The 18,867-nt window shown below is 71.9% G+C and carries 24 protein-coding genes; 16 read left to right on the forward strand and 8 right to left on the reverse strand.

Features of this window, described 5'->3' with window-relative positions; all coding sequences use genetic code 11:
- Window positions 1-67: 67 nt before the first annotated feature.
- From AXK61_RS02755 to AXK61_RS02780, 7 genes are all read left to right on the forward strand, one after another.
- A complete protein-coding gene (locus AXK61_RS02755) occupies window positions 68-919 on the forward strand; it encodes a hypothetical protein (protein WP_156485536.1) in 852 nt (283 codons plus the stop codon).
- Window positions 916-2,160, forward strand: a complete 1,245-nt coding sequence (locus AXK61_RS25610; RefSeq protein WP_231855407.1) for a peptidoglycan DD-metalloendopeptidase family protein — start codon at window positions 916-918, stop codon at window positions 2,158-2,160. The genes AXK61_RS02755 and AXK61_RS25610 overlap by 4 nt, the downstream gene beginning before the upstream one ends.
- Window positions 2,157-2,534 (forward strand): phage holin, encoded by a 378-nt coding sequence (locus AXK61_RS02765; RefSeq protein ID WP_068743705.1) that lies wholly within the window; start codon window positions 2,157-2,159, stop codon window positions 2,532-2,534. The genes AXK61_RS25610 and AXK61_RS02765 overlap by 4 nt, the downstream gene beginning before the upstream one ends.
- Window positions 2,531-2,983 carry a hypothetical protein gene (locus AXK61_RS02770; RefSeq protein ID WP_068743706.1) on the forward strand — a complete coding sequence of 151 codons (453 nt, stop codon included), beginning with the start codon at window positions 2,531-2,533 and terminating at the stop codon, window positions 2,981-2,983. Before AXK61_RS02765 ends, AXK61_RS02770 begins: the two co-directional genes overlap by 4 nt.
- A 91-nt stretch (window positions 2,984-3,074) precedes the next feature.
- Window positions 3,075-3,464, forward strand: coding sequence for a hypothetical protein (locus tag AXK61_RS02775; RefSeq protein ID WP_156485537.1), 390 nt, complete (start codon window positions 3,075-3,077; stop codon window positions 3,462-3,464).
- 275 nt (window positions 3,465-3,739) lie between these two features.
- Window positions 3,740-3,901 (forward strand): hypothetical protein, encoded by a 162-nt coding sequence (locus AXK61_RS24750; protein ID WP_156485538.1) that lies wholly within the window; start codon window positions 3,740-3,742, stop codon window positions 3,899-3,901.
- Window positions 3,902-3,924: 23 nt separating this feature from the next.
- Window positions 3,925-4,848, forward strand: a complete 924-nt coding sequence (locus AXK61_RS02780) for a recombinase family protein (RefSeq protein WP_068743709.1) — start codon at window positions 3,925-3,927, stop codon at window positions 4,846-4,848.
- 63 nt (window positions 4,849-4,911) lie between these two features.
- On the opposite strand, the gene AXK61_RS02785 is transcribed toward AXK61_RS02780, so the two are convergent.
- The 3 genes from AXK61_RS02785 to AXK61_RS02795 form a co-directional block, all read right to left on the reverse strand.
- Window positions 4,912-5,397, reverse strand: a complete 486-nt coding sequence (locus AXK61_RS02785) for an MmpS family transport accessory protein (RefSeq protein WP_068743710.1) — start codon at window positions 5,395-5,397, stop codon at window positions 4,912-4,914.
- Between the two features lie 101 nt (window positions 5,398-5,498).
- A complete protein-coding gene (locus AXK61_RS02790; protein WP_082789185.1) occupies window positions 5,499-6,656 on the reverse strand; it encodes a C40 family peptidase in 1,158 nt (385 codons plus the stop codon).
- On the reverse strand, window positions 6,653-6,970 hold the full coding sequence (locus AXK61_RS02795; protein WP_068570819.1) for a hypothetical protein: 318 nt from the start codon (window positions 6,968-6,970) through the stop codon (window positions 6,653-6,655). The genes AXK61_RS02790 and AXK61_RS02795 overlap by 4 nt, the downstream gene beginning before the upstream one ends.
- A 63-nt stretch (window positions 6,971-7,033) precedes the next feature.
- Between AXK61_RS02795 and upp the strand changes: the two genes are divergently transcribed.
- Entirely contained in the window at window positions 7,034-7,663 is a 630-nt protein-coding gene (gene upp, locus AXK61_RS02800; protein WP_068570821.1) for a uracil phosphoribosyltransferase, read from the forward strand.
- 4 nt (window positions 7,664-7,667) lie between these two features.
- Here the strand turns inward: upp and AXK61_RS02805 are convergent, their stop codons facing one another.
- Genes AXK61_RS02805 through AXK61_RS02815 form a run of 3 tightly spaced genes read right to left on the reverse strand, consistent with a single transcriptional unit; the run spans window position 7,668 to window position 10,642 of the window.
- Window positions 7,668-8,213 (reverse strand): hypothetical protein, encoded by a 546-nt coding sequence (locus AXK61_RS02805; RefSeq protein WP_156485539.1) that lies wholly within the window; start codon window positions 8,211-8,213, stop codon window positions 7,668-7,670.
- Complete coding sequence (locus AXK61_RS02810) at window positions 8,210-9,838, reverse strand: phospho-sugar mutase (RefSeq protein ID WP_068570825.1); 1,629 nt, start codon at window positions 9,836-9,838, stop codon at window positions 8,210-8,212. Before AXK61_RS02810 ends, AXK61_RS02805 begins: the two co-directional genes overlap by 4 nt.
- Entirely contained in the window at window positions 9,839-10,642 is an 804-nt protein-coding gene (locus tag AXK61_RS02815; protein ID WP_068570858.1) for a purine-nucleoside phosphorylase, read from the reverse strand.
- A 53-nt stretch (window positions 10,643-10,695) separates the two neighbouring features.
- On the opposite strand from AXK61_RS02815, the gene AXK61_RS02820 reads away from it, so the two are divergent.
- The 5 genes from AXK61_RS02820 to AXK61_RS02840 all read left to right on the forward strand — a co-directional run bounded on the left by AXK61_RS02820 (window position 10,696) and on the right by AXK61_RS02840 (window position 14,704).
- The gene (locus tag AXK61_RS02820) at window positions 10,696-11,406 is read left to right on the forward strand and encodes an enoyl-CoA hydratase/isomerase family protein (RefSeq protein WP_068570856.1); all 711 of its coding nucleotides are present in this window, start codon (window positions 10,696-10,698) and stop codon (window positions 11,404-11,406) included.
- A 2-nt stretch (window positions 11,407-11,408) separates the two neighbouring features.
- A complete protein-coding gene (locus AXK61_RS02825) occupies window positions 11,409-12,614 on the forward strand; it encodes an amidohydrolase (RefSeq protein WP_414929978.1) in 1,206 nt (401 codons plus the stop codon).
- On the forward strand, window positions 12,611-13,792 hold the full coding sequence (locus AXK61_RS02830; protein WP_082777920.1) for an amidohydrolase: 1,182 nt from the start codon (window positions 12,611-12,613) through the stop codon (window positions 13,790-13,792). Before AXK61_RS02825 ends, AXK61_RS02830 begins: the two co-directional genes overlap by 4 nt.
- A gap of 54 nt (window positions 13,793-13,846) precedes the next feature.
- The gene (locus AXK61_RS02835) at window positions 13,847-14,242 is read left to right on the forward strand and encodes a hypothetical protein (RefSeq protein WP_068570827.1); all 396 of its coding nucleotides are present in this window, start codon (window positions 13,847-13,849) and stop codon (window positions 14,240-14,242) included.
- Between the two features lie 69 nt (window positions 14,243-14,311).
- Window positions 14,312-14,704 carry a DUF4397 domain-containing protein gene (locus tag AXK61_RS02840; protein WP_139057842.1) on the forward strand — a complete coding sequence of 131 codons (393 nt, stop codon included), beginning with the start codon at window positions 14,312-14,314 and terminating at the stop codon, window positions 14,702-14,704.
- A 22-nt stretch (window positions 14,705-14,726) separates the two neighbouring features.
- On the opposite strand, the gene AXK61_RS02845 is transcribed toward AXK61_RS02840, so the two are convergent.
- Window positions 14,727-15,725: an ArsR/SmtB family transcription factor gene (locus tag AXK61_RS02845; RefSeq protein WP_068570831.1), complete on the reverse strand. Its 999-nt coding sequence runs from the start codon at window positions 15,723-15,725 to the stop codon at window positions 14,727-14,729.
- 55 nt (window positions 15,726-15,780) lie between these two features.
- On the opposite strand from AXK61_RS02845, the gene AXK61_RS24755 reads away from it, so the two are divergent.
- Complete coding sequence (locus AXK61_RS24755; RefSeq protein ID WP_139057843.1) at window positions 15,781-15,993, forward strand: hypothetical protein; 213 nt, start codon at window positions 15,781-15,783, stop codon at window positions 15,991-15,993.
- Between the two features lie 7 nt (window positions 15,994-16,000).
- Here the strand turns inward: AXK61_RS24755 and AXK61_RS02850 are convergent, their stop codons facing one another.
- Window positions 16,001-16,495, reverse strand: coding sequence for a gamma-glutamylcyclotransferase (locus AXK61_RS02850; protein ID WP_068570833.1), 495 nt, complete (start codon window positions 16,493-16,495; stop codon window positions 16,001-16,003).
- A gap of 87 nt (window positions 16,496-16,582) precedes the next feature.
- Here AXK61_RS02850 and AXK61_RS02855 point away from each other — a divergent pair, with 87 nt between their 5' ends.
- Entirely contained in the window at window positions 16,583-17,986 is a 1,404-nt protein-coding gene (locus AXK61_RS02855) for an NAD(P)H-quinone dehydrogenase (protein WP_068570835.1), read from the forward strand.
- 6 nt (window positions 17,987-17,992) lie between these two features.
- A complete protein-coding gene (locus tag AXK61_RS02860) occupies window positions 17,993-18,844 on the forward strand; it encodes a sigma-70 family RNA polymerase sigma factor (protein WP_068570836.1) in 852 nt (283 codons plus the stop codon).
- The last annotated feature ends 23 nt before the right edge of the window (window positions 18,845-18,867 follow it).

Here is an 18,867-nt window from a genome sequence, read left to right on the forward strand (position 1 = left end):
ATACCCTTGGGGTGAACAAGCTGCTGGCGTTGGGCCGGGCACCTTCTCACTCGATGAGGTGATCCCGGTGGCCGCTACCCACGCTGCGATCTGGCTGGTCGGCACCAACGAGCCGTTCCCCGCCGACGCGCGGAAACCGCTCGGGATGATGCGTGGTGTCGCCGACGAGCTCGACCGGCTCGCGCCGGGCCGGTTCGAGCACTGGACGCCCCGCTACCTCGCTCAGTACGCGAACCCGAATTCGTACGGGGAGTCGCGCGCCGACGGTGTGCAGCGGGCGCACGCGGCGATCGAGCTGGTGCGCCGCCGCGGGCTGATCCCGTTCGTCGCGGGCTACAGCCAGGGCGCGGCGTCCGCGAACATCGCGACGGACGAGTCGCCGTACGTGCCGTGCGGGTACCTGCTCAGTGACCCGCTGCGACCCGCAGGCGCGAATCGCACCGGGCAGGTTGGCGATCCCGGGTACCGGGCGCAGCCTGATCAGCACGAGTTCCGCGGGTTCGGCGTCGGCGGCCAGCACCGCGTCGGGCGTGCCCGCTGGTACAGCATCCCGGGCGACGTCATCACCGACTGCTCGCCCGGCTCGCTCGTGCGGGACTTCGCCGACGTCTCGGAGTGGTTCTCGATCGCCGGGCCGCAGGGCGTACACACCTGGGCCACCGAGACGCTGGAGAAGGTCAAGGGCGGAGCGTGGCAGAACGCGCCGTTCTGGGCCCGGTTCTTCGCTCGCGGCGACCTGGCGAAGGTGCTGCCGCAGCTCCCGCAGATCGCGGCCACCAGCCTCGCGGAGGCCACCGGCTATCCGAAGGTGCACACCGCGTACGGGGCGCGGAACTTCCCCGGCACGACCTACACCTACGTCCAGCAGATGGCACGGGACATGTTCTTCGACAGCGCGTATGGGAGTGGTGTCCTGTGACAACTCGGTACTGGCCGCTCGACCGCGGCTGCATGGTGACGTCGCCGTTCGGGCCGCGCGACGGCGGCTTCCACACGGGGATCGACTTCGGATGGCCGGGCGGCTCGGCCGGGCGCGCGGTGTACGCGGTACAGGCGGGCACCGTCATCAAGGCCGGTGCGGCGCAGGGCTACGGCGGCCCGGACCCCGCGGGCTGGCTCGTCATCGACTCCACGGACGAGCAGGGCTCGGGGTGCTTCGAGTACGGGCACATCGTGCGCCAGGTCGGCGTCGGCGCCACGGTGGCCGCCGGCCAGCGCATCGGCTACGTGAACCCGAACCAGGCGACGAACGGCGGCGTCGCGCCGCACTGCCACGTCTCGTTCTGGCCGCGCGCCTACGGCGGGCCGGAGGGCAAGCAGGACTGGAAGGACAAGCTCGCGGCTGCGATCTACCCCGGTGACACGCCGCCCGCGCCGGAGCCACCTACGGGGATCGACGCCGCGACCTTGGCGCAGGCGATGGGCTGCAGCCTGGCGCGAGCCGCCGAAATGCTGCCCGGCTACGTCGTAGCGATGGAGGCCGCCGAGATCACGAACGTGAATCGCGCCGCGATGTTCGCCGCGCAGATCGGCCACGAGTCCGCCGGCCTGGTCTACATGGAGGAGATCGCCGACGGCTCGCAGTACGAGGGCCGCGCCGACCTCGGGAACACCCAGCCGGGTGACGGCCGCCGGTTCAAGGGCTCAGGCCCGATCCAGCTGACCGGGCGCCACAACTTCACCCTGTTCTCGCGGTGGGCCTACGACCACGGGCACATCGCGTCGCCGACTCTGCTCGTCGAACGGCCCGAGCTGGTGCGCTCCGACCCGCGGCTCGGGTTCCTCGCGGCGTCCTGGTACTGGACCGTCGCCCGCCCGAACATCAACGCGATGTGCGACCGCGGCGACCTCGACGGCGTGACCCGCGCGATCAACGGCGGCCTGAACGGCATCAACGACCGGCGCGCGCGGTGGAACAGGTGCCGCGCGCTCGGCGACCGACTACTCCCACCCAACGACGGAGGTTTCCTCATGGCGCTCACCGACGCTGAACAGCGTGAACTACTCGACGGCATCCGCTGGCTTCGGGACCAGTTCGGCCCGAAGCTCCCCTCCTGGGGCGAAGGCTCCTCGATGGGGAAGACCCCCGACGGCAAGGAGCTCACCGTCCGCGACGGCCTCGCCCAGATGAAGCGCACCATCGAGGGAGGTTCGAAGTGAACGCCCTGAACATCCGCACGTGGGGCGACCTGCGCGCGTTCATCCACGCAGCCGCGCCCGCGCTCGCCGCGGTCCTCCTCGGCTCCGCCGCGTTCACCACGCACACTGCGCAGCTCGTCACCGCCGTCGTCGCGCTCGTCGTCGCCGTCACCGACGCGAGCCTCGCCACGATCAACACCACCGACGGTCTCCGCCGCTGGCTGTACCCGGTTCTCGCCGCGCTCGGCGTGCTCCTGGTGATCGTGGGCCTCGCCACCGACGAGCAGTGGGCGCTCGTCACCGCCGTCGTCCCGATCCTCCTCGGCGGCGGGACCGCGGCCGCGAACACCGACACCACCCCCGCCTACGGGCGCCACGCGGGCGGCCCCCGGTGATCCGGCGCGGCTCGTGGGTGCCGCTGCTCCCGCCGGCCGCGCGGTACATCGTGATCGGCCTGGTACCGCTGGAGCCGATCGGCCGCGGCTACGACTACGTGACACCGGGGGCCGAGAACGCGGCGTCCCTGTCGCTCGTCGAGGAGCTGTTTCCGCTCAGCGTGTGGGGCGTGGGCTGCCTCGTCGCGGGCATCGTCGCGTTCGTTGGCCTGAACATGCGGTGGCCGGTGCCCGCGATCCTCGGCCTGTTCCTCGCGGGCTGCGTGGAGGCCACGCTCGCCGGGGGCCAGTGGGCGGCGGTCGCCGGCGTGCCCTGGCTCGACGGCATCCGCGGGCCGATCATCACCAGCATCTTCGCGCTCGCTCAGTTCGGCATGGCCGCGGGCTACTTCCAGCAGGCGCTCAACGACCGCGACGCGCGGGAGGCTCCCCATGCTGGCAAACAGTGAGGTACCGGAGGGAACTCCGTGGTGGATCGCGATTGTCTTCTTGTCGCTGACCGCGGGCGGCGGCAGCTTGGCGGTGCTTCTCCGCTCGGGGATGGCACAGGTGCCGGGCATCTGGGGCGCGCTCGCGCGGCGTCGGCAGGCGAAGGCGGCGGAGCGGCGCGCACGGGCCGCGGAGCTGCCGTCGGAGCGGGTGACCAACGCCGAGATTGAACGGCTGGAGCGCCGGTACAACGAGCTCGCGAAGGACTACGAGGAGGACAAGCGGAAGGCGGACGAGCGCGCCGAGGCCCAGGATCGGCGCGCCGAGGCCCAGGAACGGCGCCTCGACGAGCTAGAGCGGCGGATCACCGTCGCGAACAACCGGTTCTTCGTGCTGCTCGGGTTCACGCGGCAGGTGATCGACGTCGTCCGCCGATTGGACGCGAACCACCCGCTGCCCGAGGTGCCACCGGACCTGCAGGAGTGGTTCGGGCACGGATAGCCGGAGCTCGGGTGACCTGGGACTTCTGAACCATCGACTCACCACCGCCGCCCGCCGTGATCACCACGTAGTAGCTACGAGTGCCGCGCGTGCGGGCACCGGACGTATGTGCTGCACCTGCGGCACCCCACCAGCATCCGGCGCGGCCCGAACCGCGAACCGCACGCCTCGCACCGCTCCGGCCCCACCTCGACCCATGCCATGCCCGCGACGGTACGACTGAGCGGCGACAAGCCGGGCGGGAACCGATCGCAGGGCTGGTGCGTCCAATAGGTATGAGCCTCGTTCGCTATGGCCTCGTCCGAGTCCGCGGCTGGTGCGCCCTCGCGGTGGCCGGCCGCGGACGTGGTGCCCCGCCGGCGCCGGAGAAGGACGCCCGGATCGTTGCGGCGATCCGCGCCGCCGCGCCGCCACAGCACCACGAACCCAAGGACTAGTTCCCGAGGGTAGAATACTCGGCGTGAGACCATACGGCTGGAACCGCGACGGCACCATCATCGACGACGAAGCCGGCCACCTCCGCTACATGGCCGACTGGATCGCCCGCGGAGAACCCGTTCTCCCACTCATCGACGACCTCAACGACCGCGGCATCCAGACCGTGTCCGGCAAGCCCTGGCGGCGCAGCACCATCAAACAGGCCCTGCTCAACCCCCGCATCGTCGGCAAACGCGACAAGGCCGGCAAGCTCGTCGACGCCGACAACGAACCGATCCTCGACGACGACGTGTGGCAGAAGATCCGCGGCATCTTCGCCGACCCCGAGCGGCAGAAGTTCATCGCCCCGAAGGACCCGAAGACCCGGCCGCTGCTGGCCGGCGGGATCCTGCGCTGCGAGTGCGGTGGCCCCATGTACGGCACCTCGCCGCAGCAGAAGGGCGCCCGGCCCGCCGTCTATCAGTGCCGGTCGACGGGCGGCGAGTGGTGCAACCGCCGCTCGATCGTCCTCGACACTGCCGACGCGGAGGTGACCCGCCGCGTCCTCGCCCGGATCGTCGACCCGCGGCTCCGAGAGGATCTCGCCACCGCGATCGCCGTGTCCGGGATGGACGCCGACCGGAAACTCATCGCGCAATACGAGTCGCGGCAGCGGGCGCTCGGCAAGAGCTTCGGCGACTTGGAGGTCGACGAGGTCGCGTTCGTCGCGGCGTCGCAGACGCTCGCGGAGAACCTGGAAGCCGCATCGGGCCGGGTTCGAGCCCGCGAGGTTCTGACGGATGTCCCGGAGCCGTCGGTGATGCAGATCGCGAGCTGGTGGGAGGCGGCGTCGATGGACGCTCGTCGTGAGGTGATCGACGTGCTGGTGCGCCGCATCGACGTCACGTCGAAGGTGGCGGGGGAGCCGGACCGCCTCCGTGTCGACTGGCGGTACTGGCCGAAGTAGCTCCAGACGGCCGCGGCCCCGCACCTCCGAGTGGAGGGCGGGGCCGCAGTGGTCTGGCGCGCGCTACTTCTTGGTGTCGACGCTGCCGGAGCAGGATGCGGATGCACCCGTGCCGCTGGCGGTGTTCTCGATGATGACCTTGCCGCCGACGATGACCTGGCAGGTGATCTTGCCGTTGTCGTACATGCCGTTGGTGGCGGACAGGGTGACGGTCTTGACGAAGCCGGTGACCTGGGTCTGCTTCTCCCAGGGCAGCTTGACGCCGGTGTCCTGGGTGATGTTGTCGTTGATCGTGTAGGTGATGAGGGCACCGGTGGCGGGGCCGGTGACCTTGTAGGTGACATCGACCGTCTTGTTCGACTCGTCGCTGATGGACTTGGCGGCTCCGCCGATCATCGCCATGCAGCCTCCGGCGAGGGCGACGATGAGGATGAAGATGCCGAGGAGCACCCAGGGCCACTTCTTCCGCTTCTTCGGCGGCTGCTGGGGCGGGTACGGCGGCTGCTGTCCGGGGTAGGGCTGCTGCGGCGGGACGGGCGGCTGGGTCATGAGTCCTCGTTTCTCGGGATGGGTGCGACGAGGACCACAAGCGCCCCCCGCGCGTGAGCGGAACCATACACGGACGGTCTCCGCGAAACGGACGTATGGGTTCAGAACCGTCCGGTGAGACTGAACCTATCGGAACAGTCAGCCTCGATCATCCGGCCGTCGCCGATGACCATCGCGACGTGGCCGCTCCACACGGCGAGGTCGCCGGGGCGCACGTCCGAGGCGCTCACCGCCGCGCCGATGCCCTGTTGGTCCGCGAGCCGCGGCAACTCGATCCCGGCCTGTCGGTACGCCCACTGGGTGAACCCGCTGCAGTCCAGGCCCACGCCCGGCGTCGTCCCTCCCCATTGGTAGGGCACGCCCAACTGAGTGAGCGCCGCCTGCACCGCCGCCGCGGCCTTGGCATTGGGCGCCTTGACCACGGTGCCGTCCGGTAGGCGCACGTCGTACCCGCCCTTGCCGTCGGCGGTCACCGTCGCCCTGCCGGACCGGCGGGAGGCGCTCACCGTCTGCGCCCGAGTGGTCCCGCCCGTGCCCTTCCCCTTGCCCGATCCCGATCCCGATCCCGAACCAGCGCCCGTGAGCGCGGAGGCGAGTCCGCTGAAGGGGGAGGATCCGGACCCGCCGCCGGAGCTCGTCCCGGAGCCCGTCCCGCCGCCGCTGCCCGACGGGGAGGCGCTGGCCGGCGCCGTCGACGCCGAGGTCGAGGCGGGCGTCGTGGCCGCACCACCGTCGACGGTGCCGGGCGCCGTCGGCGTCGCGGACGCCAGAGCGGTGACGGTGCCGGACTCGCCGTCGAGCTCGCCGCGGACTCGGCGCAGGACGTCGAGCGCCTGCTGCAGGTGGTCGGCGGCGAGCGTGAGGACGGCGATCAACCCGGTGGGATTGAGCAACGTGGGATTCGCGGCCTCGGCCTTGCTCACGAAGGAGTCCAGGATGGCCTTGAGCTCGGTGTGCCCCGTGCGCACCGCCTCCGCCGCGACCGTCACGGACTGCCGGAGCGCGCCCGTGTGCTGCGACAGGGCGTTCGCGACGCTGCCGCCGTCGCCGATCGTGCGCTGCGCGGACGTCGCGTCCTCGCCCGTCCACGCGTTCCCGACGGTGACCCGCGTCGCCGTGGTCTGCGCGCCGACCCGCGCCAGTTCCGCCTCGACGGCCTTGATCGCGGCGTCGATTCCCGAGGCGTTCAGGTCGCCGGTGCCGAACGCGTCGAGCAGCGCGCGCAGCGGCGCCGCCAGCGCCGTGACGATGCCGCTCACGACGCGCCGCCCAGCAACCCGAGGAGAGAGCTCGCGCCGCCCGCCTCCACCGCGACCGCCGACGCGGCCGTGCGGGCCGCCCCCGCCGACGCCGAGGTGTAGAACGCTGCCAGCCGTACCAACTCCGCGTCGGTCGACCCGATCGCGCCCAGCAGCTCCGCCAGATAGTCACCCCCGACCACGCCGAACACCGGCGTCAGCGCCGCTGCCGATGCCGCCCCGGCCCCCGCCGTGGCGGACACCGCAGTGGCCAGCGCACCCAGTTCGCCGCCGGCCGCCGTCACCGAGCCCACAGTCATCTCGAACGGTTCCATCGCAATACCCCCTCAATCATTGGACGGCTCAGGGGCCCGCTCGGTTCCCGATACGCTTGCCGCATGCAGATCACCGTGGTCGACCACCCCCTGGCCGCCGTCCGGCTCACCGCCCTCCGCGCCGTCTCCACCGACAACGCGTCCTTCCGCGCCGCGCTGAAGGAGCTCACCCAGATGCTGGTCTACGAGGCCATGCGCGGAGCGCCCGTCGCCTCCACGCCGGTGACCACCCCGCTCGAGGTGACCGACGGTGCCGCCCTCGCAGCTCCGCCGCTGCTGGTGCCCGTGTTGCGGGCCGGTCTGGGCATGGTCGATCAGGCGCACGCGATGCTGCCCGAGTCACAGGTGGGCTTCGTCGGCATGGGCCGCAACGAGGAGACGCACGTTCCCGAGCCCTACTTCGAGTCGCTGCCCGCAGATCTCACGGACCGCCCGGTGTTCGTCCTCGATCCGATGCTCGCGACCGGCGGATCGATGGTCGAGACGCTCGGCCTGCTCGCGCAGCGCGGCGCCACCGATGTCACCGCGGTGTGCGTCGTCGCCGCTCCAGAAGGTGTGCGGGCGCTGGAGGAGTGCGGTCACCCCGTCCGGCTGGTGACGGCCACCGTCGACCGTGGTCTGAACGAGAGCGCCTACATCGTCCCGGGCCTCGGCGACGCCGGGGATCGTCAGTTCGGTCCGCGCTGGACCTGACCGGTCAGGGTGCCGCCCAGAATCCCGTTGCGGGTTCGGTGAATTCGCCGTTCGCAGCGCTGATCACCAGGCCCGCCGGGGTGATGTTGATCGTCGCGTCGGGAGCGCGCGCCACCCAGCCGGGGCCGGCGGGCAGGACGCCGTCGATCCTGGTGCCGGAGCCCGTGTCGGTGCGCCAGCCCGCGTAGTACAACGCTCCCGCGTGGTCGCACACGACCGCCTGCGAGGTGGCGGTGAGCACCATCATCTTCGGCCGGTCGCCGTCGGCGCAGCGCGCCGTGGTCCCGAGGAAGCCCAGAGCGTCGGTCCCCGGGATCGACGGTGCCGCCGTCGGCGCACCGGACTGCTCCACCGAGGTCCCCGAGGTCCCCGAGGTCGACGGTGCCGCCGCGGACGCGGGGCCGGCGACCGACTCGGCGGGCTGTCGCTGGCCGCTGACATAGGCGGTCGCCCCGGCCGCCGCAGCGATCACGATGAGCACGCCCACGACCACGGACACGACGATCACCCGGCCGCGAGCGGGATCGGCCGGGCGTGCGGGGCGGCTCACCCGAAGGCCGCCCACTCCTGGACGGTGTCCGTCACCGTCGCGAGTCGCTGCCGGGCGCGCTCGCATGCGGCGCTCGTATCGTTCGGGTCCGTCACGGGCTCGATCACCTCCAGGTAGAACTTCGCCTTCGGCTCGGTTCCGGAGGGACGCACGGTGACCCGGACGCCGTCGCCGCGGAACACTAGCGCGTCCGTCGCGGGACGAGCCGTCAGGAGATCCTCACAGCCCACGACGATGTTTGCAACTTCAACGGGCGGATCGGCGCGCAGCGCGGCCATGATCGCCGCGATCCGCGAGACGTCCTCGACCCGGAGCGCGTACTGGCCCGTGAGGTACACGCCGTGCCGGCGGTAGAGGTCGTCGAGGGCGTCGGGCAGGCCGCGTCCCTGCGCCTTGAGTGCCGCGGCGTATCCCGCCGCGACGACCGCAGCGGAGATACCGTCCTTGTCGCGCACCGTCGACGGATCGACGCACAGGCCGAGCGCCTCCTCGTAGGCGAAGACCAGTCCGTCCCCGGCGCGGACGAGGTTCTTGAAGCCGGTCAGGGTCCGCGCGTACCGCGCGCCGTGCGCCTCGGCGATCGCGCCGAGCAGCTCGGAGCTGACGATCGTCGTCGCCACGAGGGGCTCGGACGACGGTGCGCCGGCGAGCGGCTCGTCGAGCATGTGCGCGCCCAGCAGCGAGCCCGACTCGTCGCCGCTGAGCATCCGCCAGCCGTCGGGGAACCGCGCGCCGAGCGCGCACCGGTCCGCGTCCGGATCGAGCGCGACCGCGAGGTCGGCGTCGACCCGCTCCGCGAGCGCGAGCAACAGGTCCGAAGCGCCGGGCTCCTCCGGATTGGGGAAGGTCACCGTCGGGAACTCGCCGTCCGGGGCGAACTGCTCCTCGACCACGTGAACATCCTGGAAACCGCTGCGCCGCAGTGCCTCCACCGCGACCTTCCCGCCGACGCCGTGCATCGGCGTCAGGGCGATCCGGAGCGACGTGGCCGGGGCCGGGCGCAGTGCGGACACTCGGCGCAGGTACGCGTCGACGACCTCGTCGGCCCGCGGGTCGACGGGGGCCGGCGTGCGGGGAATCGTCTTCGCGCCGGGTGCCGTGCGAATGAGCTCCTCGATCTCCGCGTCGGCGGGGGAGACCAGTTGCGCCCCGCCGTCGAGGTAGACCTTGTAGCCGTTGTCGGCGGGCGGATTGTGCGAGGCGGTGATCTGCACGCCGGCGACGGCGCCGAGCGCCTTCGTGGCGAACGACACCCAGGGTGTCGGTCCCGGCTCGGGCAGGGCGACCACAGCGAAGCCCTGCGCCGCGAGCACCTCGGTCGCCGCGGCGAAGAAGGCCTCGGAGCCGCGCCGCGCGTCGCGCCCCACGACGACGGTGCCCCCGCCGAGGCACTTCGCCTTCAGCCACTCGCCGAGCGCCCACGTCGTGCGGGTCACCACCGCGACGTTCATGCCCGACGGTCCGCCGCGCACCGGTCCGCGCAGCCCCGCGGTCCCGAACGAGAGCGGGGCGGCGAACCGCTCCGCCAGCGCATCGGCGTCGAGGGCGTCGAGCTCGGCGCGGGTGACGGGGTCGGGGTCGGCGTCGATCCAGGCGAGGACCTGCTCCGCCAGTTCGGCGCCCACCTACATCGCCTCGATCACATCGGCGAGGAGGCCGCCCATGCGCGCGGCCGCCTCGCGCCCCGCCTCGAGGACCTCCTCGTGGTTGAGCGGCTCGCCGGTGATGCCCGCGGCCAGGTTGGTCACCAGCGAGATGCCCAGCACCGCGGCGTCCTCCGCGCGGGCGGCGATGGTCTCGTGCACCGTCGACATGCCCACCAGATCGGCGCCGAGAGTACGCAGCATGCGGATCTCCGCGGGGGTCTCGTAGTGCGGGCCGGGAAGGCCGGCGTAGACGCCCTCGTTCAGCGACGGGTCGACCTTCGTCGCGAGGCCGCGCAGTGCGGGGGAGTAGGCGTCCACGAGGTTGACGAACTGCGCGCCGACCAGCGGGGACCGCGCCGTCAGGTTGAGGTGGTCGGAGATCAGGACGGGCTCGCCGACCGACATGCCCTCCCGCAGGCCGCCCGCGGCGTTGGTGAGGATCACCGTCGACGCGCCCGCCGCGCAGGCGGTGCGGACCGGATGCACCACCCGCGAGAGGTCGTGGCCCTCGTACGCGTGGGTGCGGCCGAGCAGGACCAGGACGCGCTTGCCGCCGACCACGAGCGCGATCGCCGTGCCCTTGTGGCCGGCCGCGCTGGGCGGCGCGAAGTGGGGCAGCTCCGCCATCGGGACGGAGCCGACCTGCGTCCCGCGGGTCGCGAGCGCGTCCGCGGCAGGGGCCCAGCCCGAGCCCAGGACGACGGCGACGTCGAAGCGTTCACCCCCGGTCGCCGTGATGAGTCGATCGGCGGCCTCCCGGGCCGCTGCGGACGGATCGTCGATGCCGAGGTCACGTGGCGCCATGCCTGTCGATGCTAGCCGCTATCGTGATCGCCATGCCTTACGTCACGCGGACCGACGACGTCTTCACGCTCTACCTCGGGGACGAGGGGGTCGAGCTCTCGGAGTCCAACCCCGAGAACCGCTTCACCCCGGACTGGGTCGATGCCGTGCACGCACGGCTCGACGAGGTCGAGGCGCAGGCCGCCGGCGCGCCGGCGGCGCTGGTGGTGACCGCCACCGGCAAGTTCTTCTCCAACGGGCTCGACGTGATGTACATCCTCGCGAACGTCGGCGAGCTGCCCGCGTACCTGGACCGCGTGCACACGGTCTTCAGCCGGCTGCTGACCTTCCCGATGACGACCGTCGCGGCCGTGAACGGCCACGCCTTCGGCGCCGGCGCCATGCTCGCGCTCTCCTGCGACTTCGCGGTCATGCGCGACGACCGCGGGTTCTTCTGCCTGCCCGAGGTGAGTCTGAAGATGGGCTTCACGCAGGGCATGGCGACGCTGCTGCGCTCGCGCCTGCCGTACCAGACCGCGATCGAGGCCATGACGACCGGACGCCGCTACGGCGGCGGCGATGCCGTGGCCGCGGGCATCGTGCAGGCCGCGACCCCCGAGGCGGAGCTGCTGCCCGCCGCGACCGCCCGTGCCGCCGCCAATGCGGCCGCCGACGGCCCGACGCTGAACAAGATCAAGAACGACCTGCACGCGCCGCTCATCGCGGACCTCGCCGTCGCGACCACCGAAGTCAAGTTCGGCTGACCGTGACCGGGCGCGTCACCTCCGTCCTGGAGGCGCTCACCGGCACCGTCGACCGCGTGCACAGTGACCTGATCTCGATCAGCCACGAGGTGCACGCCCGGCCCGAGCTCGCGTTCGAGGAGCACTTCGCCTCGGCGCTGCTCGCCGACGCACTTGCGGGTCAGGGCTTCGCCGTCGAGCGCGGCATCGCCGACCTCGACACGGCGTTCGTCGGACGGTCCGGGACCGGGCCGCTGCGGGTCGCGGTGTTCGCCGAGTACGACGCGCTGCCCGGCATCGGGCACGCCTGCGGGCACAACATCATCGCCGCGGCGGGGCTCGGCGCGGGCATCGCCCTCGCCTCCGTCGCGGACGACCTGGGGCTCACCGTCGAGGTGTACGGCACGCCCGCGGAGGAGTCCGGGGGCGGCAAGGTCCTCATGCTCCAGCGCGGCGCGTTCGACGGTGTCGCCTGCGCGGGGATGGTGCATCCCGCGCCCTTCGACGTGGTGCGCACCCGCACGCTGGCCCTGGCCGACCTCGCGATCCGGTTCACCGGGCGGGAGGCGCACGCCTCCGCTGCCCCGTGGGCCGGCCGCAACGCCGGCGACGCGGCGACCGTCGCACAGGTGTCTCTCGGCCTGCTCCGGCAGCACCTCGAACCCGGCCAGCAGCTGCACGGCATCGTCAGCGAGGGCGGGACGGCGCCGAACGTCGTGCCGGCCGCGGCGGAGCTGCTCTACTACCTGCGCGCCGACGACGCGGAATCGCTGGGCCGGCTGGCCGCGCATGCCGAGGACTGCTTCGCGGCGGGCGCGCTCGCGACGGGCTGCACCCACACCGTCGGCGAGGTCTCGCCCGCGTACACCGAGCTCCGGAGCGACGACGCGCTCGCGGCCGCGTACCGCGCGGCGGCCGTCGCGATCGGTCGGTCGCCGGTGGCCCCGGAGTACGAGCGACTCGTGCCGCTGGGGAGTACCGACATGGGCAATGTGAGCCACGCTGTACCGTCGATCCATCCGCTGATCGGCCTGGAGACCGACGGGGCCGTGACCCATCAGCCGGAGTTCACGGCCGCTGCTGCCTCCGAATCCGCCGATCGGGCCGTGCGCGACGGTGCGCTGGCCCTGGCCGCCGCGTTCGCGGCGGTCGCAGAGGACGAGGACGAACGTGCGCGGCTGGTGACCCGGGCCGCGCACGGCGGTGGCAGTGATGGAGGCGGACGGTGAGCGGCAGTACGGCGGAGGCACACGTCGACGAGTGGTTGCAGCGCAAGGGCGGTTGGCTGCGTGAGTTCCGTCGTGACCTGCACGCGCACCCCGAGCTCTCCTGGCGGGAGAAGCGCACCACGAACGCGGTCTTCGAGACCCTCACCGCGGCCGGCCTGCACCCGAAGCGCCTGTCCACCACCGGGCTGGTGTGCGATCTGGGGCCGTCGACGGGGCCGCGGGTCGCGCTGCGCGCGGACATGGACGCGCTGCCCATCCATGAGGCCACCGGCCTGGACTTCCAGTCGACCAACCCCGGCGTCTCGCACGCGTGCGGGCACGACGCGCACACCACGATCCTGCTCGGCGCCGCACTCGCGCTGGCCGAGCTCGACGCCGGCCCCGGCCTGCCCGTCGGCGTGCGGCTGATCTTCCAGCCCGCCGAGGAGGTCATGCCCGGGGGCGCGCTGTCTGCGGTCCGCGACGAGGTCATGGCCGGCGTCTCCCGGATCTACGCGCTGCACTGCGACCCTCGGATCGAGGTGGGCAGGATCGGTGTCCGGTCCGGCGCGATCACCTCGGCCGCCGACCACATCGAGGTCATCCTGCACTCGCCCGGCGGACACACCTCGCGCCCGCACCTGACCAGCGATCTGATCTACGGCCTCGGCACCGTCATCACCGGCCTGCCGGGTGTGCTGTCGCGCCGTATCGACCCGCGCTCCGGCACCATCATGGTGTGGGGCGCCGCGAACGCCGGGTCCGCTCCCAACGCGATCCCGCAGATCGGCGCGCTGCACGGCACCGTGCGCACGGGTGAGCACCAGATCTGGGAGTCGCTGGAACCGCTGGTCCGCGAGATCATCGGCGAGCTGCTCGCGCCGCTGCGGATCAAGCACGAGGTCAACTACACCCGCGGCGTGCCGCCGGTGATCAACGACCACCTGGCCGCCACCCGCCTCGCCGCGGCCGCGCGGGCCGTCTCGCCCGACGGGGTCGTCGACACCCCGCAGTCCGGCGGCGGCGAGGACTTCTCCTGGTACCTCGAGGAGTCGCCCGGCGCCATGGCGCGGCTCGGTGTGTGGTCCGGCGAGGGACGCCAGTACGACCTGCACCAACCGGATTTCGTCCTCGACGAGCGCGCCCTGGAGATGGGCGTGAAGGTCCTCACGAACGTGGTCTTCGGCTCCGTCGACTGACTCGGCCAAGCCCGGGCCTACCGGGCGTTCAGCGTCGGCGGCGATGCTGGGGACATGACCGCAGCGATCCGCCTGAACCGCCGGGGCTCGTGGCTGACGGCGAGCATGATCCGTCCGGTCGTGCTGCTCGACGGCCGCCCCGTGGTCACGTCCTTCGGCTCGACGGTGCTCCCGGTTGCCCCCGGTTCGCACCGGCTCGACGTGCGGGAGGGCACGCTCGTCAACGGTGGATTCGTCTCGCTGCTGGTCGCCGTGGCACCCGGCCGGCTGGTCGACGTCGAGTACGCGCCGTCGCGGTGGAGCGGCAGGCGCGGGCGTCTCGGCTTCGGTGGGCAGGAGCGCCCGGATCGGACCGGAGCCACCGTGTCGTACGTACTGGCAGCGGCTTTCCTCGGTGTCCCGGTGATCGCTGTGGCCCTGTGGGGGTTGGTGTCGCTGCTCGCGCGGTGATCGAGTGAGCGGCGATGGGGACAAGTGAGCGGTAACCGCGCGTTCAGAGCGTCCGGTGATGCTGTGAGCATGAACTGCGCGATTCGCTTGATCCGTCAGGGCTCCTGGGCGACGACGAGCATGGTGGCGCCCGACGTCCTCCTTGACGGTCGGCGTGTGTTCACCGCGATCGGCCCGACGCTGCTCCCCGTCCCGCCGGGCGCGCATCGGATCGACGTCGTGGAGAACTACCTCGGAAGTAGCACACCTGTCGCGACGGTCGTGAATGTCGCCCCCGGACAACTGGTCGACGTCTACTACGCTCCGCCGTTCACGCGATTCACATCCGGACGAATCGGCGTCGTACCCCAGGAGCGTCCCGGGCAGGGGCCGGCGGTGGCGGTGTACACCTACGTCGCCGTCAGCTTCGTGGTCATGCTCATACTGATGATGATCTCCTGGGTCGCGGTGCTCTCCATCTGATCGCATCCTGGTGCAGCGATGTTCACATGCGAGCCCGGCTGTGGAGCAGGGCATCGCCGAGGGCGGTGCGGCGGTAGAGGACTCGTCGACCGTAGCGAGAGCTCTCGACGATGCCGTTGGCGCCCAAGACCTTCAGGCTCTGGGAGATCGCCGACGGTGAGACTCCCAGTGCCCGAGCCAGATCGACGACGGCGGCGGGTTCGCCGAGGGCCGCGAGGAGGTCGGCCTTGGCGGTGCCGATGAGCCTGCGGAGCGCATCGTCGGCGACCGGAGGCGAGGACTCCGCGAGAGTCGCCGACCCGCGCGCCGGGTAGCCGATGTGCGGCGCGGTTCGGCGGGGGTCGTGCGCGATGGTCACCCGGCTGATGAAGACGCTGGGCATGAGGATCAGTCCGCGTCCGCCGGAGGAGAACCGGCCCGAGCTCTTCGTGCAGGCGAGGTCCACGCTGAGTTCCCCGGTGCGGGTCCACTCCACGCGCGGGCTGAGCGACTCGAACAGGCGGGCCGGACCGCCGATGGCCAACTCCCGGCCGCGGTGCGTCACATCGGATTCCAGGATCCGATGCACGGCGGGCCAGACGGGGGCGATGGCCGCGTCGTAGTAGGCGGCCAGGGCCTCGGCGATGACCGGTGCGGGGTCGTCGAGGGCGAGGAGCCGCGCGAGCGCGGGCGACGGCGGCCCGTCCTCGGTGAGCTCGGCCAGCTCGGCGTGCGCGGCCTCCGGTGTGGTGGCGGCGAGGTCGGCGAGGTGTACCTCGAACGACGGCCGGCCCGCACTGGGAGCGGTGATCGGAGTGAGGAAATCGGGGATCTGCTTGCCGGACGGCGAGACGAGCGCGTCGACCAGCTCGCGATCGTACCGATCACTGCAGGCGTCGGCCTCGCGCCGCCAGGCGGTGAGGTGCTGTGCGGTTCCGTGGACGTGGTTCAGGTGGAACAGGCTCAGCGCCGTTTCGTTCAACGGCGACACCACGAATCGGGCGTCGGCGAGGTCGCCGACGTCGAGCAGGTAGGTCAACATGTAGGCGCCACCTAATTCATTGGAACCGCACCGCCGGTTCGTGTGTGCTTCTCGTATGAGCGAATACAGAGAGCACTGGAACCTGACGGCGGATCCTCCGACTGCTGCAGTCTACGCGCGGCTGGCGGACATCCACGAGCGATCGGCAGGGCGGCGCACCGTCGACCTGCCGCGACGGGGCCTGCGTCCCGGGCTGGCCCGGGCCCTGCGGCGCCTAGCGTCGGCGATCGAGCCGGCACCGTCGACCTGCGGTCCGGACGCGGTCTGAGCGGGGACTACTCCGCGCCGTCGGCGGCGGCGCCCGGGCCGGGGCCGACGTTGCGGGACTCGCGGGTGCGGATGTCGAGGACGTAGTCCTCGGGGGCGCCGGCGATGTAGGCGGCGTCGGCCATCACGCCGAGGTAGCGGGCGGAGGGCAGGCCGCCCTCGAAGGCGTCGACGACGTAGAGCCAGGCCAGGGTGGAGCCCCCGTCGATGAGGTCGACGCGGGCCTTGAGCTTGACGTGGATGCCCAGCTCGGAACCCTCCCAGCGGTCCAGGGACAGCTCGTCGTCGGTGGTCACGTCGTAGAGCACGACGAAGACCTTGGCGTCGGGATCGGAGCGGTCCTCGGAGACGGTCGCGAGGGCGCCCTCCCAGCCGATGTCCTCGCCGGAGAAGGTCAGGCGCCAGCCCCGCAGCCACCCCGTACCAGCCATCGGCGAGTGCGGGGCGCGCTCGGCCATCTGGTCGGGGTGCATGTTGGAGCCGTAGGCGGCGTAGATCGGCACACCTGGACTTTACCGCCTCCGTCCGCGCGTGAGGCTCTGGCGACGGTGCCCGACACGACGGCGCGTGAAGACGATAGCGTTGCGGGCATGACGAACATCGTGATCATCGGCGGCGGTCCGGCGGGGTACGAGGCGGCACTCGTGGCGGTGGCGCACGGGGGCGATGTCACGGTCGTCGAATCGGACGGCATCGGCGGCGCGTGCGTGCTGTACGACTGCGTCCCGTCGAAGACCTTCATCGCCTCGACGGGCATCCGCACCGAGACCCGGCGCGCCGTCGACCTGGGGATCGAGCTGCAGTTCGAGCGCGTCGAGATCGACGTCGAGCGGATCAACACGCGCGTCAAGGAGCTGGCGACGGCGCAGTCCGCCGACATCCGGGCCCGGCTCATCGGCGAGGGCGTGCGGATCATCCGCGGCAGCGCCTCGCTGGCGCCGACCAACCCGGGCATGGCGCAGCACGTCGTGAACGTCGTCACGCCGACCGGCGGCGAGCAGACCCTCGAGGCCGACGTCGTGCTCGTCGCCACCGGGGCCTCGCCGCGGGTGATGGAGTCGGCGAAGCCGGATGGGGAGAAGATCCTCACCTGGCGCCAGCTCTACGACCTGGAGGAGCTGCCCACCCATCTCGTGGTCGTGGGCTCCGGCGTCACCGGAGCCGAGTTCGTGCACGCCTACACCGAGCTCGGCATCAAGGTGACGCTCGTGAGCTCCCGCGACCGCGTGCTCCCGAACGAGGACGAGGACGCCGCGCTCGTGCTGGAGGACGCGCTGGTCGACCGCGGTGTCTCGCTGGTCAAGCGGGCCTACGCGGAGAAGGTCGAGCGCACGGACGGCGGCGTGATCGTCCGGCTCACCGACGGTCGCACGGTGGAGGGCTCGCACTGCCTGATGACGGTCGGATCCATCCCCAACACCGCCGACATCGGCCTCGAGGACGTGGGCATCGAGCTCAACAAGGGCGGCTACATCCCCGTCGACCGCGTCTCGCGGACGAAGGTGCCCGGCATCTACGCCGCTGGCGACTGCACCGGCGTGCTGCCGCTCGCCTCGGTCGCCGCGATGCAGGGTCGCGTCGCGATGTACCACGCGCTGGGCGAGGGTGTCTCGCCCGTGAAGCTCAAGACCGTCTCGTCGGCGATCTTCACGCGCCCCGAGATCGCCACCGTCGGCGTCTCTCAGGCTGCGATCGACGACGGTACCTACCAGGCGCGTACCGTCATGCTGCCGCTCGCGACGAACCCGCGGGCCAAGATGTCCGGGCTCAAGCGCGGCTTCGTCAAGGTCTTCTGCCGCCCCAACACCGGCCTGGTGATCGGCGGAGTCGTGGTGGCGCCCAATGCTTCCGAGCTGATCCTGCCGCTCACCGTGGCGGTGCAGAACGGCCTGACGGTCGACGACGTGGCCCAGACCTTCTCCGTGTACCCGTCGCTCTCCGGCTCGGTCACCGAGGCGGCGCGGCAGCTGATGCGCCAGGACGACCTGGCCTAGCGCCGGATGACCGACCGGGACGCCGTTTTCGAGGCGCTGCGGCCGCGACTGTTCGGGGTGGCCTACCGCGTGCTCGGCTCCGCGCCCGACGCCGAGGACGTGGTGCAGGACGCCTGGCTCCGGTGGCACCGCGCCGCGGGTGAGGCGCGCGATCCCGAGGCCTTCCTCGTCGTCACGGTGACCCGGCTGGCGCTCAACCTCGCACAATCAGCGCGGGCGCGCCGGGAGCAGTACGTGGGCGAGTGGTTCCCCACGCCGGTGGACACCGCCGCCGACCCCGCGCTGGGCGCCGAGCGGTCCGAGGCGCTCGAGCTCGCGGTCGTGCATGTGCTGCAACGACTCTCGCCCGAGGCGCGCGCCGCCTACGTGCTGCGCGAGGCCTTCGATCACCCCTATCACCGGATCGCGGAGATCCTGCAGCGCCAGGAGCCGACGGTGCGCAAACTCGTCAGCCGGGCCCGCACCCAGGTCGCGGGGGAGCGGCGCACCACCACGAGCCGCGAGCGCGTGCGGGAGCTCCTCGAGGCTTTCCTCGCCGCGGCGCGGTCGGGAGACGTCGCGGGCCTGGAGGCGGTGCTGGTCGCGGACGTCGTCAGCGAGACCGACGGTGGCGGTGCGCGCCGCGCGGCCCGCCGCCCGGTGGTCGGCGACAACGCCGTCGCCAGGTTCGTGGCGGGCTTCTCCACGCGGTTCCTGGACGGCATGTCGACGCGGATCGTCGAGGCCAACGGGCTGCCCGCCGGCGTCCTCGAGGTCGACGGTGCGCCGGTGGCCCTGCTGTGCCCGACGGCCTCCGACGACGGGCTCACCCGGCTGATGTGGGTGATGAACGCCGAGAAGCTGACCGGATTCTCCTGACGGATCTCGCCGGACGGGTTTCG

The organism is Tsukamurella pseudospumae, assembly GCF_001575205.1.
GTDB lineage: Bacteria > Actinomycetota > Actinomycetes > Mycobacteriales > Mycobacteriaceae > Tsukamurella > Tsukamurella pseudospumae.

Coding starts and splice junctions, on each gene's coding strand:
- AXK61_RS02785 (WP_068743710.1), bottom strand. CDS start 5,397: ATGACCCAGCCGCCCGTCCCGCCGCAGCAGCCCTACCCCGGACAGCAG.
- AXK61_RS02860 (WP_068570836.1), top strand. CDS start 17,993: ATGACCGACCGGGACGCCGTTTTCGAGGCGCTGCGGCCGCGACTGTTC.
- AXK61_RS02845 (WP_068570831.1), bottom strand. CDS start 15,725: ATGTTGACCTACCTGCTCGACGTCGGCGACCTCGCCGACGCCCGATTC.
- AXK61_RS02855 (WP_068570835.1), top strand. CDS start 16,583: ATGACGAACATCGTGATCATCGGCGGCGGTCCGGCGGGGTACGAGGCG.
- AXK61_RS02820 (WP_068570856.1), top strand. CDS start 10,696: ATGCCTTACGTCACGCGGACCGACGACGTCTTCACGCTCTACCTCGGG.
- AXK61_RS02835 (WP_068570827.1), top strand. CDS start 13,847: ATGACCGCAGCGATCCGCCTGAACCGCCGGGGCTCGTGGCTGACGGCG.
- upp (WP_068570821.1), top strand. CDS start 7,034: ATGCAGATCACCGTGGTCGACCACCCCCTGGCCGCCGTCCGGCTCACC.
- AXK61_RS02795 (WP_068570819.1), bottom strand. CDS start 6,970: ATGGAACCGTTCGAGATGACTGTGGGCTCGGTGACGGCGGCCGGCGGC.
- AXK61_RS02840 (WP_139057842.1), top strand. CDS start 14,312: ATGAACTGCGCGATTCGCTTGATCCGTCAGGGCTCCTGGGCGACGACG.
- AXK61_RS02775 (WP_156485537.1), top strand. CDS start 3,075: ATGGCACAGGTGCCGGGCATCTGGGGCGCGCTCGCGCGGCGTCGGCAG.
- AXK61_RS24755 (WP_139057843.1), top strand. CDS start 15,781: ATGAGCGAATACAGAGAGCACTGGAACCTGACGGCGGATCCTCCGACT.
- AXK61_RS24750 (WP_156485538.1), top strand. CDS start 3,740: ATGAGCCTCGTTCGCTATGGCCTCGTCCGAGTCCGCGGCTGGTGCGCC.